At 74.3% G+C, this 13,539-nt stretch carries 11 protein-coding genes; 6 read left to right on the top strand and 5 right to left on the bottom strand.

Annotated features, from left to right (window positions below):
• Nucleotides 1-459: 459 nt before the first annotated feature.
• The 5 genes from ACLBX8_RS00160 to ACLBX8_RS00140 all read left to right on the top strand — a co-directional run bounded on the left by ACLBX8_RS00160 (nucleotide 460) and on the right by ACLBX8_RS00140 (nucleotide 4,979).
• Nucleotides 460-810, top strand: a complete 351-nt coding sequence (locus tag ACLBX8_RS00160; protein WP_020093388.1) for a septal ring lytic transglycosylase RlpA family protein — start codon at nucleotides 460-462, stop codon at nucleotides 808-810.
• Between the two features lie 124 nt (nucleotides 811-934).
• Entirely contained in the window at nucleotides 935-1,249 is a 315-nt protein-coding gene (locus tag ACLBX8_RS00155; protein ID WP_020093387.1) for a polyhydroxyalkanoic acid system family protein, read from the top strand.
• Between the two features lie 74 nt (nucleotides 1,250-1,323).
• Nucleotides 1,324-1,566, top strand: a complete 243-nt coding sequence (locus ACLBX8_RS00150) for a hypothetical protein (protein ID WP_020093386.1) — start codon at nucleotides 1,324-1,326, stop codon at nucleotides 1,564-1,566.
• Between the two features lie 66 nt (nucleotides 1,567-1,632).
• Nucleotides 1,633-3,435, top strand: coding sequence for an ATP-binding cassette domain-containing protein (locus ACLBX8_RS00145; RefSeq protein WP_447697530.1), 1,803 nt, complete (start codon nucleotides 1,633-1,635; stop codon nucleotides 3,433-3,435).
• 44 nt (nucleotides 3,436-3,479) lie between these two features.
• Nucleotides 3,480-4,979, top strand: coding sequence for a carboxypeptidase M32 (locus ACLBX8_RS00140; protein WP_447714462.1), 1,500 nt, complete (start codon nucleotides 3,480-3,482; stop codon nucleotides 4,977-4,979).
• Between the two features lie 47 nt (nucleotides 4,980-5,026).
• Here the strand turns inward: ACLBX8_RS00140 and ACLBX8_RS00135 are convergent, their stop codons facing one another.
• Nucleotides 5,027-8,503 carry an AAA family ATPase gene (locus ACLBX8_RS00135; RefSeq protein WP_447697528.1) on the bottom strand — a complete coding sequence of 1,159 codons (3,477 nt, stop codon included), beginning with the start codon at nucleotides 8,501-8,503 and terminating at the stop codon, nucleotides 5,027-5,029.
• Between the two features lie 22 nt (nucleotides 8,504-8,525).
• Entirely contained in the window at nucleotides 8,526-9,764 is a 1,239-nt protein-coding gene (locus ACLBX8_RS00130) for a metallophosphoesterase family protein (protein ID WP_447697527.1), read from the bottom strand.
• A gap of 263 nt (nucleotides 9,765-10,027) precedes the next feature.
• Here ACLBX8_RS00130 and ACLBX8_RS00125 point away from each other — a divergent pair, with 263 nt between their 5' ends.
• Nucleotides 10,028-10,813: an endonuclease/exonuclease/phosphatase family protein gene (locus ACLBX8_RS00125; protein ID WP_175556264.1), complete on the top strand. Its 786-nt coding sequence runs from the start codon at nucleotides 10,028-10,030 to the stop codon at nucleotides 10,811-10,813.
• Here the strand turns inward: ACLBX8_RS00125 and ACLBX8_RS00120 are convergent.
• From ACLBX8_RS00120 to ACLBX8_RS00110, 3 genes are all read right to left on the bottom strand, one after another.
• A complete protein-coding gene (locus ACLBX8_RS00120) occupies nucleotides 10,731-12,167 on the bottom strand; it encodes a phospholipase D-like domain-containing protein (RefSeq protein ID WP_447697526.1) in 1,437 nt (478 codons plus the stop codon). The genes ACLBX8_RS00125 and ACLBX8_RS00120 overlap by 83 nt on opposite strands.
• A 65-nt stretch (nucleotides 12,168-12,232) precedes the next feature.
• Nucleotides 12,233-12,553 carry a hypothetical protein gene (locus ACLBX8_RS00115; protein WP_020093379.1) on the bottom strand — a complete coding sequence of 107 codons (321 nt, stop codon included), beginning with the start codon at nucleotides 12,551-12,553 and terminating at the stop codon, nucleotides 12,233-12,235.
• 140 nt (nucleotides 12,554-12,693) lie between these two features.
• Nucleotides 12,694-13,506, bottom strand: a complete 813-nt coding sequence (locus ACLBX8_RS00110) for an enoyl-CoA hydratase (protein ID WP_447697525.1) — start codon at nucleotides 13,504-13,506, stop codon at nucleotides 12,694-12,696.
• Nucleotides 13,507-13,539 lie beyond the last annotated feature (33 nt).

Raw genomic sequence — 13,539 nt, 5'->3', positions numbered from 1 at the left:
ATCCTCCGACAGATTAAGCAACCGTTACCCGGCCGCGCGGCGCCGCCGGGATCGGGCGACAACACTCTATCCCTGCGGGTCGCGCGCGGCCGCGGCAGCCTGTGCTTCGGAAACAGCCGCGCACGACAATCATCGTCGTGCCAGGGGCGCCGGGCGGGTCGCGCTTCCACCTCAGCGGGACGCAGGGTCACGCTCCGCGCAAGACTTAAGAATGATGTCCTATTTTGCATCCTCCCTGACGGAGGCGAGCAGTTCTTGCTGAATACGCAGAACCACACGCCAATGCATCACCCGCAACAAGAGCGGAAATAAACTGAAATAAGCCGCCATGTAATGGGGATGACCAGCGCGAAATCGGCCAAAATGTGACCCCGACAGCCCGAAAAAGCCTGCCATATTCCGGCCCGTTTCGGGCACGACTGGCGCCGCCCCGACAAAAACAATGGGAATGCGTCGAGAATGTCGTTCGGTTTCGGTAAGCTCGTTGTCTCGCTTGGAATGCTGTCCACCGTCGTCGGAACCAGCCTCCCGGCCGCCGCCCAGAGCGGAGCGGCCTCCTGGTACGGGAGCGGCCATCGCACCGCCAACGGCGAGCGTTTCAACCCCAACGGACTGACCGCCGCCCATCGCAGCCTGCCGTTCGGCACCCGGGTCCGCGTCGAGAACAAGCGGACCGGCCGCTCGATCGTCGTGCGCATCAACGACCGCGGTCCGTTCGTGCGCGGCCGCATCATCGACCTGTCGCGCGGCTCCGCCCGCGCCCTCGGCATGGGCGGCGTCAGCTACGTGTCGCTGCAGGTCGTGCACTGACCCTTCACGGGCATCGAGCGCCCCGGCGCGCCTCCGCCCCGCGCGGGCGGGGCGGCCTCCGGGGCGTTGTCTGCCGGACCCGGACGCACCATCTGCTGCCGGGTTCAGCTCGGATCACCCGCCCATGCCCAAGCCCCTCATCGTCGACATCCCGCACGACCTCGGCCGCGACGAGGCCAAGCGGCGCCTGGAGCACGGCACGGATCAGGCGCGGGCCCTCCTCGCCAAGAGCGGAATCACGGTGGACCAGCTCGCCTGGACGGGCGACCGGCTCGATTTCGGCGTGTCCGCGGTGGCGCAGAAGATCGCCGGCACGATCGACGTGGGCGCGGAGAGCGTGCGCCTCGAGGTGAAGCTGCCGTTCCTCCTCGCCCTGTTCGCCGAGAAGATCCAGAAGGTGGCGAGCAAGGAGGGCAACCTCCTGCTGACGAAGAAGTAGCCCTCCGGAACCGGATCCGCCGCACTCTGTTTCCGCGGGACCGGTGCCGCTGTGGACCACCGGTCTCGCGGAGGATGACGGTGCCCGATTTCACGCTCGCCGACCCGGGGCAGGTCCCCGAGGTGCCGCCGCAGCCGACGCCGGTGCCGGACCGCCCCTACGATCCGCCGCAGGCGCCGACCCAGCCGCCCGGGCCGGAGATCCCCGGGAACACCCCGGCGGAGGCGCCGGGCATCCAGCCGCCCGAGATCCCCGTCAACGATCCGGGCGTGCCCGAGATCAGCCCGCCGACGGGACCGGCCAACCCGATCGCCTGACCGGGCGCCGACCGACGGGGGCGGCTCTGTTTGAACAGGCCGCCCCGCGCTGCCATAAGCCGGCCCATGGCCGCTCCCCCGCTCCTCACCCTCCAGGACGTCGCGCTCACCTTCGGCGGTACGCCGCTGATCACGGGCGCGAGCCTCGCCATCGCGCCGGGCGAGCGCACCTGCCTCGTCGGCCGGAACGGGTCGGGGAAGTCGACGCTCATGAAGATCGCCGCGGGCCTCACGGAGCCCGACCGGGGCCGGCGCTTCGTCCAGCCCGGCACGACGATCCGCTACCTCGCGCAGGAGCCGGATTTCACGGGCTTCGCCACCACCCTGGATTTCGTCGAGGCCGGCCTGCCGCCGGGCGAATCGACCCACCGCGCCCGCTACCTGCTGGAGAGCCTCGGCCTGACCGGCGCGGAGGATCCGAGCAAGCTCTCCGGCGGCGAGGGGCGCCGCACCGCGCTGGCGCAGGCGCTCGCCCCCGAGCCCGACGTGCTGCTCCTCGACGAGCCCACCAACCATCTCGACCTGCCGGCGATCGAGTGGCTCGAGACGGAGTTGAAGGGCACCCGCGCGGCCCTCGTGCTGATCAGCCACGATCGGCGCTTCCTCTCGGCCCTGTCGCGGGCCACGATCTGGCTCGACCGCGGCGAGACCCGCCGGATCGACCAGGGCTTCTCCAGCTTCGAGGCGTGGCGCGACGCCTTCTTCGAGGAAGAGGAGCGGGACCAGCACAAGCTCGACCGCAAGATCGCCGCCGAGGAGCACTGGCTGCGCTACGGCGTCACCGCGCGGCGCAAGCGCAACGTCCGTCGCCTCGGCAACCTGCACGAACTCCGGCAGAACCGACGCGAGGTGCGCCGCCCCGTGGGCAGCGTCAGCATGCAGGCCTCGGACGCCGAATCTTCCGGGAGCCTCGTCGTCGAGGCCCGGGACATCGCGAAGAGCTACGGCGAGCGCAGGATCGTCGACGGGCTGTCCCTGCGGGTGATGCGGGGCGACCGGCTCGGCATCGTCGGGGCGAACGGCGCGGGCAAGAGCACCCTGATCAACCTGCTGATGGGCCGGCTCGCGCCGGATGGCGGGCAGGTGGTGCTCGGCACCAACCTGCTGCCGGTGGTGCTCGATCAGGCCCGCGCCGTGCTGGAGCCCGGCATGACCGTCACCGACGTGCTGACCGGCGGCCGCGGCGACAGCGTCACGGTGAACGGCCAGAGCCGCCACGTGATCGGCTATCTCAAGGACTTCCTGTTCACGCCCGAGCAGGCGCGCACGCCGGTCTCGGTTCTCTCCGGCGGCGAGCGCAACCGGCTGCTGATCGCCCGGGCCCTGGCCCAGCCGGCCAACCTCCTCGTCCTCGACGAGCCCACCAACGACCTCGACCTCGAGACCCTCGACCTGCTCCAGGAGATGCTGGGCGACTACCAGGGCACGCTGATCCTGGTGAGCCACGACCGCGACTTCCTGGACCGCGTGGCCGGCAGCGTGCTGGTCTCGGAGGGCGCCGGTCGCTGGGTCGAGTATGCCGGCGGTTACAGCGACATGCTGGTCCAGCGCGGCCAGGGCGTCGAGGCGCGGACCGTCGCGCCGAAGGCGAAAGAGTCGCGCGAGCGCGCCGCCGCGCCGGCCGCCCAGCCGTCGGGCAAGCCCAAGCTCGGCTTCAAGGACCAGCACGAATTGAAGACCCTGCCGGCCCGCATCGAGAAGCTGGAGGCGGCGATCGCCCAGCTCCGCACGATCCTCGCCGACCCCGAGCTCTACGCCCGCGACCCGGCCCGGTTCGACAAGGCCTCGACCATGCTGGCCCAGGCCGAGACCGAGCTGTCGCAGGCGGAGGACCGCTGGCTGGAACTGGAGATGCTTCAGGCGGGGTGAGAGCCGCACCGTCGCGCCGCGAGACGTACCCGACCGGAGACCGCATGACCGCCTATCAGACCCTCGAACAGCGCTTCGCCCGGCTCGCCGCCCTGGAGGGCGCGGCCGGGATCCTCGGATGGGACGCGCAGACCCTGATGCCGGACGGCGCCGCCGAGGCCCGCGGCGACCAGCTCGCGATCCTCCGCGGGCTCGCCCACGGGATGCTCACGGCCCCCGAGGCCGCCGAGGAGCTGGCGGCGGCCGAGCAGGGCGGCGACCTCGAGCCCTGGCCCGCCGCCAACCTGCGGGAGATGCGCCGCGCGCAAGGACACGCCACGGCGGTCCCCCGCGACCTCGTCGAGGCCAGCTCCCGCGCCGTGTCCCGCTCGGAGATGGTCTGGCGCGAGGCGCGGCGCGACGCCGATTTCGCCCGCCTCGAACCCCACCTCGCCGAGGTGCTTCGGCTCCAGCGGGAGATCGGCCAGGCGAAGGGCGCGGCCCTCGGCCTCGATCCCTACGACGCGCTGCTCGACAGCTACGATCCCGGCATGCGCCGGGCGACGATAGACCCGCTCTTCGCGGACCTGACCGACTGGCTGCCGGCCCTGATCGCCCGCGCCCGGGAGATCCAGGCGTCCCGGCCGGCACCGCTCCCGCTCGCCGGCCCGTTCGACGTGGCGGTGCAGCGCGATCTCGGCCTGAAGCTGATGGCGGCGGTCGGCTTCGACTTCACCCGCGGCCGGCTCGACATCAGCCTGCACCCGTTCTGCGGCGGCGCCACCGACGACGTGCGGATCACGACGCGCTACGACGCGGCCGATTTCGGCCGGGCGCTGATGGGCGTTCTCCACGAGACCGGGCACGCCCTCTACGAGCAGGGCCGGCCGGCGGCGTGGCGCAACCAGCCGGTCGGCGCGGCGCGCGGCATGAGCCTGCACGAGAGCCAGTCGCTCATCGTCGAGATGCAGGCCTGCCGGAGCCGGGAGTTCTTCACCTTCCTGGCGCCGCTCCTGCAGGCGGCGTTCGGGCGATCCGGGCCCGAATGGTCGCCGGAGAACCTGCACGCGCTCAACACCCGGGTCGCGCCCGGCTTCATCCGGGTGGATGCCGACGAGGCGACCTACCCGGCCCATATCCTGCTGCGCTACCGGCTGGAGACCGCGATGATCGCGGGCGACCTCGCGGTGCGCGACCTGCCGGGGGCGTTCAACGACGGCCTGCGCGACCTCCTCGGGCTCACGGTGCCCGACGACCGGGTCGGCTGCCTGCAGGACATCCACTGGCCGAGCGGCGCCTTCGGCTATTTCCCGACCTACACGCTCGGCGCCCTGGCGGCCGCGCAGCTGTTCCGGGCGGCCCGCGCGGCCGAGCCGGCGCTGCCGGGCTGCCTCGCGCAGGGCGATTTCGGCCCCCTGCGGGACTGGCTCCGCACGCATGTCCACGCGGTGGGGAGCCTGCTCGACACCGACGACCTCCTCACCCGCGCCACCGGGACGAGGCTCGGCACGGCGGCGTTCCGGGCCCATCTGGAGGCGCGCTACCTCGGGGGCGCGGGCGCCTGAGACGCGGTGGCCGGGGAGGGAACGAACGACCCCTCCGCCGGCGACGCCTAAAGCGTCACCACGTCGACGGCGTCGCCGAGCCGGTCGCGAGCGATGTCCGCGACGTGGCGGTGGTGCGTGAACAGGATCGGCTGGACCCGGGCGCCGATCGCCGCGAGCGCATCGAGGCCGTAGCCGGTCCGGGTCTCGTCGAAGGTCGAGAACAGGTCGTCGCCGATGAAGGGGGCCGGCTCGGCGCGGCCGGCGTAATCCTCCAGATAGGCCAGCCGCAGGGCGAGGTAGAGCTGGTCGCGGGTGCCCTCGCTCATGCCCTCGATCGCGACCGTGCCGCCGCCGGCGCGCTGCCCGGCGAGCTTCGGCGTGTCGGCCTCGTCGTAGATCTGCGCCAGACCGGAGAACGCGCCGCCGGTGAGAGCCTGGAACAGCGCGCCCGCCCTTGTGACGAGCGGGTCCTGCTGTCCCGCGCGGTGGCGGGCGACCGCCTGTCCGAGCATCAGCCCGGCGAGCCGCAAGACGGCCCAGGAGCGGGAAGCCGCCTGGAGATCCGCCTCCGCGGCCTTGCGCTCCGCGAGGGCCAGCTCGGCGCCGGTGCCGCCCTCGAGCTCCGCCCGCCGCCGCTCCGCCCGGTCGCGGTCCGCGAAGATGACCTGCCCGCGCTCGGCCTGCTCGTCGGCCTCGAGCGACAGCCGCGCCAGCTCCGCCTCGATCGCCTCCGGCGACACGGTCTCCAGGCCGGCGCGCAACTCGGCCTCCGGAAGCCCGTCCGCCGCGCCCGCGAGCGTGCCGCGGAGCCGCAGGCGCTCGGCGCGCAGCGCCTCGCGCGCGCTGAGGCGGCCGAACAGCCGGTCGATCTCCGGCGTCGGTGCCGCGGCGAGGTCCGGCATCACCTCGGCCACCTGCCGGGCGAGCGTCGCCCGCGCCGCGTCGCGCGAGTCGCAGGCGCCGCGATGGGCGGCCTCGGCCTCGTCGCGGCGGCGGTCGAGCTCGGCGCGGCGCGCCTCGCGGGCCTGCGCGGCGACGAGGCGGCCGTGGAGCGATCGGACCGCGCCGGCGGGCGACACCTCCGCGAGGTCGGGCGCCAGGGCCTCGACCAGGGCGGCGGCGGTGGCTCGGAACGCCTCCATGTCCCGGCGGATCCCCGCCGAGCGGCGCTGCAGGGCGGCCCGCTCCGCCAGCCGGTCGGGCACGCTGCGCCACGCCTCCAGCGCGCCCTCGGCCTCCTCCGGACCGGCCGTGCCGTCGAGGCCGAGGGGCAGCAGCGCAGCCTCCCAGTCGGCCCGCCAGGCGGCGCGGCGGGCGGCGGTCTCCGCGAGGCTCGCCTCCAGCCGATCGACGGACAGTCCAGCCGCGCGCAGCAGGCCGGCGGTCTGCAGGTTGGCCTCCCAGCGGCTCGCCAGGGCGGCGATCCGCGCTTCGAGACCGTCCAGCGCGGCGGCGATCTCGAGGTCCGGCGCGGCGTCGAGGCCGGCGCGGCTGCGCAGGTCGGCCAGGGGCCCCCGCGCGGCCTCGATCCGTGCCAGGAGCCGGTCGGCCTCGATCCGCTGCGCGGCGAGGCGCTGCTCGGCCTCGATCAGGCTCTCCACCTCGGCGAGCCAGGCCGCCATCTCGGCCGGAGGACCGGGCACGAGCCCGGCGGGCCGCCACGCCTCGCGCCACGCCGCCTCGCCCGCCGCGATCTCCGCGGCGAGACCGGCGAGGACGTCGTCGGCCCGCGCGGCCTCCGCCTCCTCGGCGGCGAGCCGTTCCAGGTCGGCCGCGTGGGCGGCGACCCGGGCGGCGTCGGAGGCGCGCTCGTCCGCGACGCGGTCGGCCTCGAGGAGCGCGCGCTCGAAGGCCGCGACCTCGGCGACGGCGGCCGCCCGGCCGGCCGCGAGGGCGTCGCGCAGCGGCGCGAACGCCGCGTCGCGGGTTGACCGCAGGGCGTCGAGCCGCTCCAGGGTGGCGACGGGCCGGCCGGCCTCGCGCTCGCGCAGCCGCGCCCGGGTGACCGCGACCTGCCGGCGGGCGGCGTCGCACCGGTCGGCGGCCCGCTCGTGCTCGCGGGTCTTGGCCTCGAGGCCCTGACGGTAGCGCGCGACCGTGTCGGGGGCGGGCAGGGGCGTCCGCACGAGGGCGGCGAGGTCGGGCACCGGCGGCGACAGCCGCTCGGCCTGGTTGCGCAGCAGCGCCGCCTCCCGGCGGATCGCGCCGTCGAGGGTGTCGCGGGCGGCGATCCACTCGTGCAGCCGGGCGAGGGGCTTCAGCGCCTCCCGGAGCGGGGTCGGATCCCGGGCCGCGTCGGCCGCCTCCACCTCGCGGGCGAGGCGTTCCCGCTCGGCGCGGGCGGCGGCGAGGTCGCGGGCGATCTGCTCCTCGGCGGCCGCCAGGGTCCGGCCGTCGCGGATCAGCCGCTCGGTCCGCGCCCGCGCGGCGTCCGGGGGCTGGCGGGCCTCCAGCGCGGCGAGGTCGGGCACGCCGATCCGGGCGCGCAGCCGCTCCAGATCCAGCCCGACCTTGTGGGCGTCGCCCTCGATGCGGGGCAGGTCGGTGCCGCCCTTCTCGAACTCCCGGGTGCCGCTGAACGCCGCCAGGATCTCGTCCGCCCGATGGGTCAGCCCCGGCTCGACCGGCACCGATTCGGCCTCGCCGCGGGCCCGGTCGCGCGCGGTCTCGGCCCGCTCCGCCTCGGCGTCCGCGGCGCGGCACGCGTCCAGGGCGGCCCCGAGGCGGGCGATCCAGGCGGGATCCGCGTCGACGAGGTCGGTCTCGGCGGCGATGCGCCGCTCGAGCGCGTCGATCTCGGCGATGATCGGGCGGACGCGCTTGAATCGTTCCAGCCGGGCGCGCGCGACCGCGCCGGCCTTCTGCTCGGACCGGAGCGCCTCGAGCTGCGCGGCCGCCGCGGCGATCTCGTCATTCAGGGCGCGCCAGTCGCCGGCGCGCAGGCCCCGCTCGCGGATCGCCCGCCGGGCCGTCTCGTGGCGCTCCAGCGCCTGGTAGAAGGTCCGGTGCTTGGCCTGGCGCGGGGCGAAGATGGCGTCGGCCTCCGCGTCGAGCGTCGTCTGCAGCTCCGTGAGGCCGCGCAGGCCCGAGCCCGCCGCGAACAGGCTCGCACCGACCTCGCCCTCCACGTCGACCATCTCGCGGCCCCCGGCCCGGAGGCTCGCCGCGTCGAGTCCGAAGGCCCGGCAGAACACCGTCCGGGACAGGCCGCCGAGGAACGGGGCCAGCGCGTCGTCGGCGAGCGGCGCGTCGGCGGCGTCGATGAGGGTGCGGCTGTTGCCCTTCCGGCGGCGGAAGGACAGCCGGCGTCCGTCGGCGGCGGCGATCTCCGCGCCGAGGCGCAGCTTCGGCATGTCGTGCAGGAAGGCGTAGGGCGTCGTCTTCCCGAAGCCGAACAGCAGGTCGGTGACCGCCGCCAGCGCGGTGCTCTTACCGGCCTCGTTGGCGCCCAGCACGACGTGCAGGCGCGCGTCGGGCCGGAACGCGACGGTGCGGTCCGTGAAGGCGCCGTAGCGCTCCAGGGCGAGGCGGATCAGGCGCATCGGGGGTCCATGGGCGCGCGCCTCAGCAGTGCCGGCCGCCGAGGCGTCCGAGGACGAGGGCCTCGGCCTCGGCGCAGAGCGCGTCGAACTCCGCGTCGAGGTCGGCCTCGGCGGCGGCCGTCCCCGGCATCCGGCCGCCGATCTCGGCCAGCACCGCCTTCGCCCGGGCGCGGAACTCGGGGTCGCGGTCGAGGTCGGCAAGCAGGGCCGCGGGGTCGATGGCGGCGCCGGTCGGCTCCGCCGCGGCGCGCGGGCGGCGGGTCTCGATCTTCAGGCGCTCCAGCCAGATGTCCTCGTGCAGCCGGTGCGCGGCCGCCTGGATCTCGGCCGTCAGGGACTCGCGATCGGCCGCGAGGGCGTCGTGGGCCCGGGTCGTCCCCGCGAGGTGGACGCGGACCAGGAGCAGCCGGCGCGCCGCGATCCCGGCCAGGGGCCTCAGCGCCGCCTCGACGGCCTCGACGGCGCCGCGCGCGTCGGCCACCGCCGCGAGGTCGACCGTGATCTGCTCGAACCGCGCCCGGTCGAGGGGCAGGCGGCTGACGCCGGTCACCCGCCCGTCGGCGACGTCGACCACGACGGCGCCCTTCTCGCCGCACTCGCGCACGCTCCGGCCCTGGAGATTGCCGGGGAACACGATCCAGGGATCCCGGGACAGCTCCGCGTACTCGTGGATGTGGCCCAGCGCCCAGTACTCGTAGCCCCGGGCCGCAAGGTCGGCGACCGAGCAGGGGGCGTAGGTCTCGTGGGCGGCGTGGCCGGTGCAGGAGGTGTGCAGGACCCCGAGGTTGAACCAGCCCGGCACGGCGGCCGGGTAGGTGAGCGAGAGGTTCTCCTCCACCGCCCGGCCCTGGAAGCTGCGGCCGTGGACCGCGACGCGGAGCGCGTCGAGGCGCAGGGTGCCGGCGCGGGCGGTCGGGAAGACGTGGACGGAGGCCGGCAGCGTGATCGAGCGCGTGATGACGCTCTCGGCGTCGTGGTTGCCGCGCACGAGGATCGTCGGGATGCCGGCGCGGTCGAGGCGCGCGACCTGCCGGGCGAAGAACAGGCCGATCGTGGTGTCGGCCCAGTCGCCGTCGTAGACGTCGCCCGCGACAACCACGAAGGCGACCGACCGCTCGATCGCCTGGGTCACCAGATCCTCGAAGGCCTGCCGGCTCGCCGCGGCGAGGCGCCGGGCCAGATCCGCGTCGCGCGCGGCGAGGCCCGACAGCGGGCTGCCGAGATGCAGGTCGGCGGCATGGATGAAGCTGAACGCCGTCATGGCCTCCGGACGGGATCGGTGGGATGGCGGTGCGCGGCAATCCGCGGAGTGGCCGGCGTCGCCCTGCCGGCTCTTAGGCCGCCGACCGGGTCGGCCTCAAGCGTCGCCCGGCGATGGGCTGTGGGGCGCGCAGGTCGGACCGCGCCGGCGCCGACCGCGGCGCGCCCGGGCCCGGCGCGAAAGCGGTCGAACGTCCCGGCTCCGGGCGCGTTAGAGCGTGGCGGTGGCGGGAGCGCCGCGCGTTGAGGTACGAGACCGGCCCGATGAATCCTGCTGCACGCCCGGCCCGCTCCAACACCGCACCGTCACCCGTCACGCCGATCCGCCCCGCCGAGCGGCCGCACCAGCCATTCAAGATCGTGAGCTGGAACCTGCTGCGGCGCACCGGCGCGGCGGTGGACGACGTCGCCGCCCTCGTGGCGCAGGAGAAGCCCGACCTGCTGCTGATGCAGGAGGCGACCCGCGCCATCGGCTTCCTGCTGGACCGGATCGGCGGCCACTACGCCTGGGCGCCCCTGCCGGGCCGGATCCACGGGCTCGCCATGTGGAGCCCGAAGCCCTGGGCGGCGCCGCCCCGGGTCATCGCGCTCCCCTCCGGCGCCCTCGTGCACCGGGTCTGCCAGATCCTCGATCTCGGCGAGTTCGGCGTGGCCAACGTCCACCTGTCGCACGGACAGATGCTGAACCGGCGCCAGCTGCGGCGCATCGTCAGCGAGCTGCCGCCGCGGGCGGCCGTGCTGGGCGACTACAATATCGTCGGCCCGGCGCTGATCCCGGGCTTCCGCGACGTCGGACCGCGGCAATCGACCCACGCGATGGTCGAGGTGCTGCCGCTGCGGCTCGACCGCTGCCTCGCCCGCGGGCTCGTCTGCCACGCGCACGCGGTGCTGCCGCGGGGACGCTCCGATCACCGGCCGATCGTCGTCCATCTCGGCCCGGCGCCGGAGGCGCACGCCCCCGCCCGGTTCAAAGGTATGGCAGCAGCAGTCGCACGCCTGCGTCGCGCAGACGGATCGGCAGGCCGCGCGCGGCGAGATCCTCCCGGCTGAGCCGCGCCTCCATCTTGCCGCGCATGAACCGGTCGAGGTCGGCGGCGAGGTTGGCGTCGATGATCTCGACGTTCAGCTCGAAATTGAGCCGGAAGCTGCGCATGTCCCAGTTGGCGCTGCCGACGAAGCACCAGATGTCGTCGACCACCATCGCCTTGGAATGGTCGAAGGGCGGCTCGTCGAGCCAGACGTTCACGCCAGCCCGCAGCAGCGGGTCGAGATGCGCCCGGGTCGCCCAGTCGATGTAGGGATGGTCGCTGACCCGCGGGATGATCACGTCGACGGTGATGCCCCGGGTCGCGGCCTGGGCCAGCGCGCCGGTCACCAGCTCGTCGGGAAGGAAGTAGGGCGTCACGAAGCGCACCGACCGGCGCGCGCAGGCGAGCGCCTGGAGGATGACCTGCTCGATCTTCTCGACGTCCGCGTCCGGGCCGGAGGTCACCGCCCGGGCGACGCTCGGTCCGCAGGGCTCGAGGTCGACGAACCACGGGGGGCCGTCGAGGATCTCGCCGTCCACGAAGGCCCAGTCGGCCGCGAACGCGGCGGCGAGCTGCTCGACCACGGGGCCGGTCAGGCGGAAATGCGTGTCCCGGATCGGGTGCTCGGGCTTCAGGGCGACGCGATTCGGGTGCGAGATGTTGAGGCCGCCCGTGAAGGCGATCCGGCCGTCGACGATCAGCAGCTTCTTGTGCGAGCGCAGATTGAGGAACGGCATCCGCCAGGGGAGGGCGGAGTGCATGAACAGGGCGGCCGGCACCCCGGCGGCCGTCAGGCGGTGGTAAACCGGCGCCCGGAAATAGCCGCCGCCGATCCCGTCGATGATGACGCGGACCTGCACGCCCCGGGCCTTCGCCTCCACGAGGGCGTCGCAGAATTCGCGGCCGGTGGCGTCGTCCCGGAAGATGTAGCTCGACAGGCCGATGCTGGACCGCGCCGCGCGGATCGCCGCCAGCATCTGCGGATAGCCGGCGTCGCCGTTGCGGAACATCTGCACGGTGTTGCCCGCGAAGGCCGGCAGGCTCGTGATCCGCCGGATCGCCCTGTCGAGGGGCCAGAGCGCCTCCGGCACCACGGCGTCGTCGGTGTCGGGCAGCTGCGTCGCGTCGGACGGCTTGGTCCGCAGCCGCCGCGCGCGGCGCGAGACCCGGTTGATGCCGAAGGTCAGGTACAGGGCGGTGCCGAAGATCGGCGACAGCCACGCGAGCCCGATCCAGCCCACCGCCACGCTGACCCGGCGCTTGCGCAGCAGGGCGTGCAGGGTGACGCCGATCGCCAGCGCGAAGCCGATCAGGGCCTCGACATCCGACCGCATCAGGGCGGTCGACTGGACCCAGCGGGTGATCGCGTTTTCCAAGGTGAGGCTATCCGGGTTCGCGTCGGGAGGCGCCGGATCGACCTGAAGCGCATGCGGCGGGCGGATTAATCCGCCGGCTTGGCCGGATGCGCAATGGGCGCGGCGGCCGCGGCGGCCGCGGGCCGCTCGCAGCGATAGGGTCCGCTGCCGTCGAGGGCCCCGTACAGGACCCGGCCGCCGGAAGCGATACAGCGCGCCTTGGCCTCGGCATAGGGCCGGTGAAAGCTCCAGATGGTGATCATCGGCCCGATCGTCGCGAGGCAGACGCCGCCGAAGATCACGGCGGCGGCCCAGGTCGCGCCGTTGCGGTTCGGCCGCGGGGGCCGCGGCGGCGGCATCGTGCCGTAGAAGGACAGCGTCAGACCGAGCAGGTCGAGGGTGCTCATCAGCCGTTCCGCGTGGCGGCGCCGAGCCCGGCAGGGTCGGACAGGCCCCTCATCCTAGGGCAGGGCGGCGCCATCACCTATGCGCGTCGCGCCGAAGGGCCTGCGTCGTATCGCGCCAGTGCGCGGACCGGGACGCCGGCTCACGGCTCCCAGCGGGGCGGCCGCTTGCCCAGGAAGGCGTCGATCCCCTCCTGCGCGTCGGCCATCATCATGTTCCGGGTCATGACCTCGGCGGTGTAGCCGTAGGCGTCCTCCAGACCCATCTCGATCTGCCGGCCGAACGCCTCCTTGCCGATCGCCAGGACGCGCCGGGCCTTCCCGGCGATCCGGGCCGCCAGGGCGCCCACCGCCGCGTCGAGATCCGCCTCCGGCACGGCGCGGTTGACCAGCCCGATCCGCAGGGCCTCCGCGGCGTCGATCGGCTCACCGACCAGCAGCATCTCCAGGGCGGCCTTGCGCGATACGGCGCGCGACAGGGCGACCATCGGGGTCGAGCAGAACAGGCCGATCTGCACCCCCGGGGTCGCGAAGCGGGCGGTCTCGGCGCAGATGGCGAGATCGCAGGTGGCGACGAGCTGGCAGCCGGCGGCGGTGGCGATCCCGTGCACCCGGGCGATCACCGGCTGCGGCAGGCGCGTGAGGCTCAGCATCAGCCGGGCGCAGGTGCGGAACACCGCCTCAGTCGCCTCGCGGGACGGATCGGCGCGCATCTCCTTGAGATCGTGCCCGGCGCAGAAGGCGGGGCCGGCCCCCTGCAGGATCACCACCCGCACGGACGGATCCGCGCGGATCGCGTCGAGCTGCTCCTGGAGCGCGCCCATCAGGGCCATCGACAGGGCGTTGCGGGCCTGCGGCCGGTTCAGCGTCAGCGTCGCGACCCCGTCGGCATCGCTGCGCAACAGCACCGGCGCCTCCGGGCTGGCGGCGTGGGCCGTGGCGAGGGCTGCGGTCATGGCGGCGTCTCCCGGCGCCGGCCTCCCTGGCAC

The organism is Methylobacterium sp. D48H (genome assembly GCF_053345715.1).
This window is presented reverse-complemented; position numbering and strand designations above follow the sequence as displayed.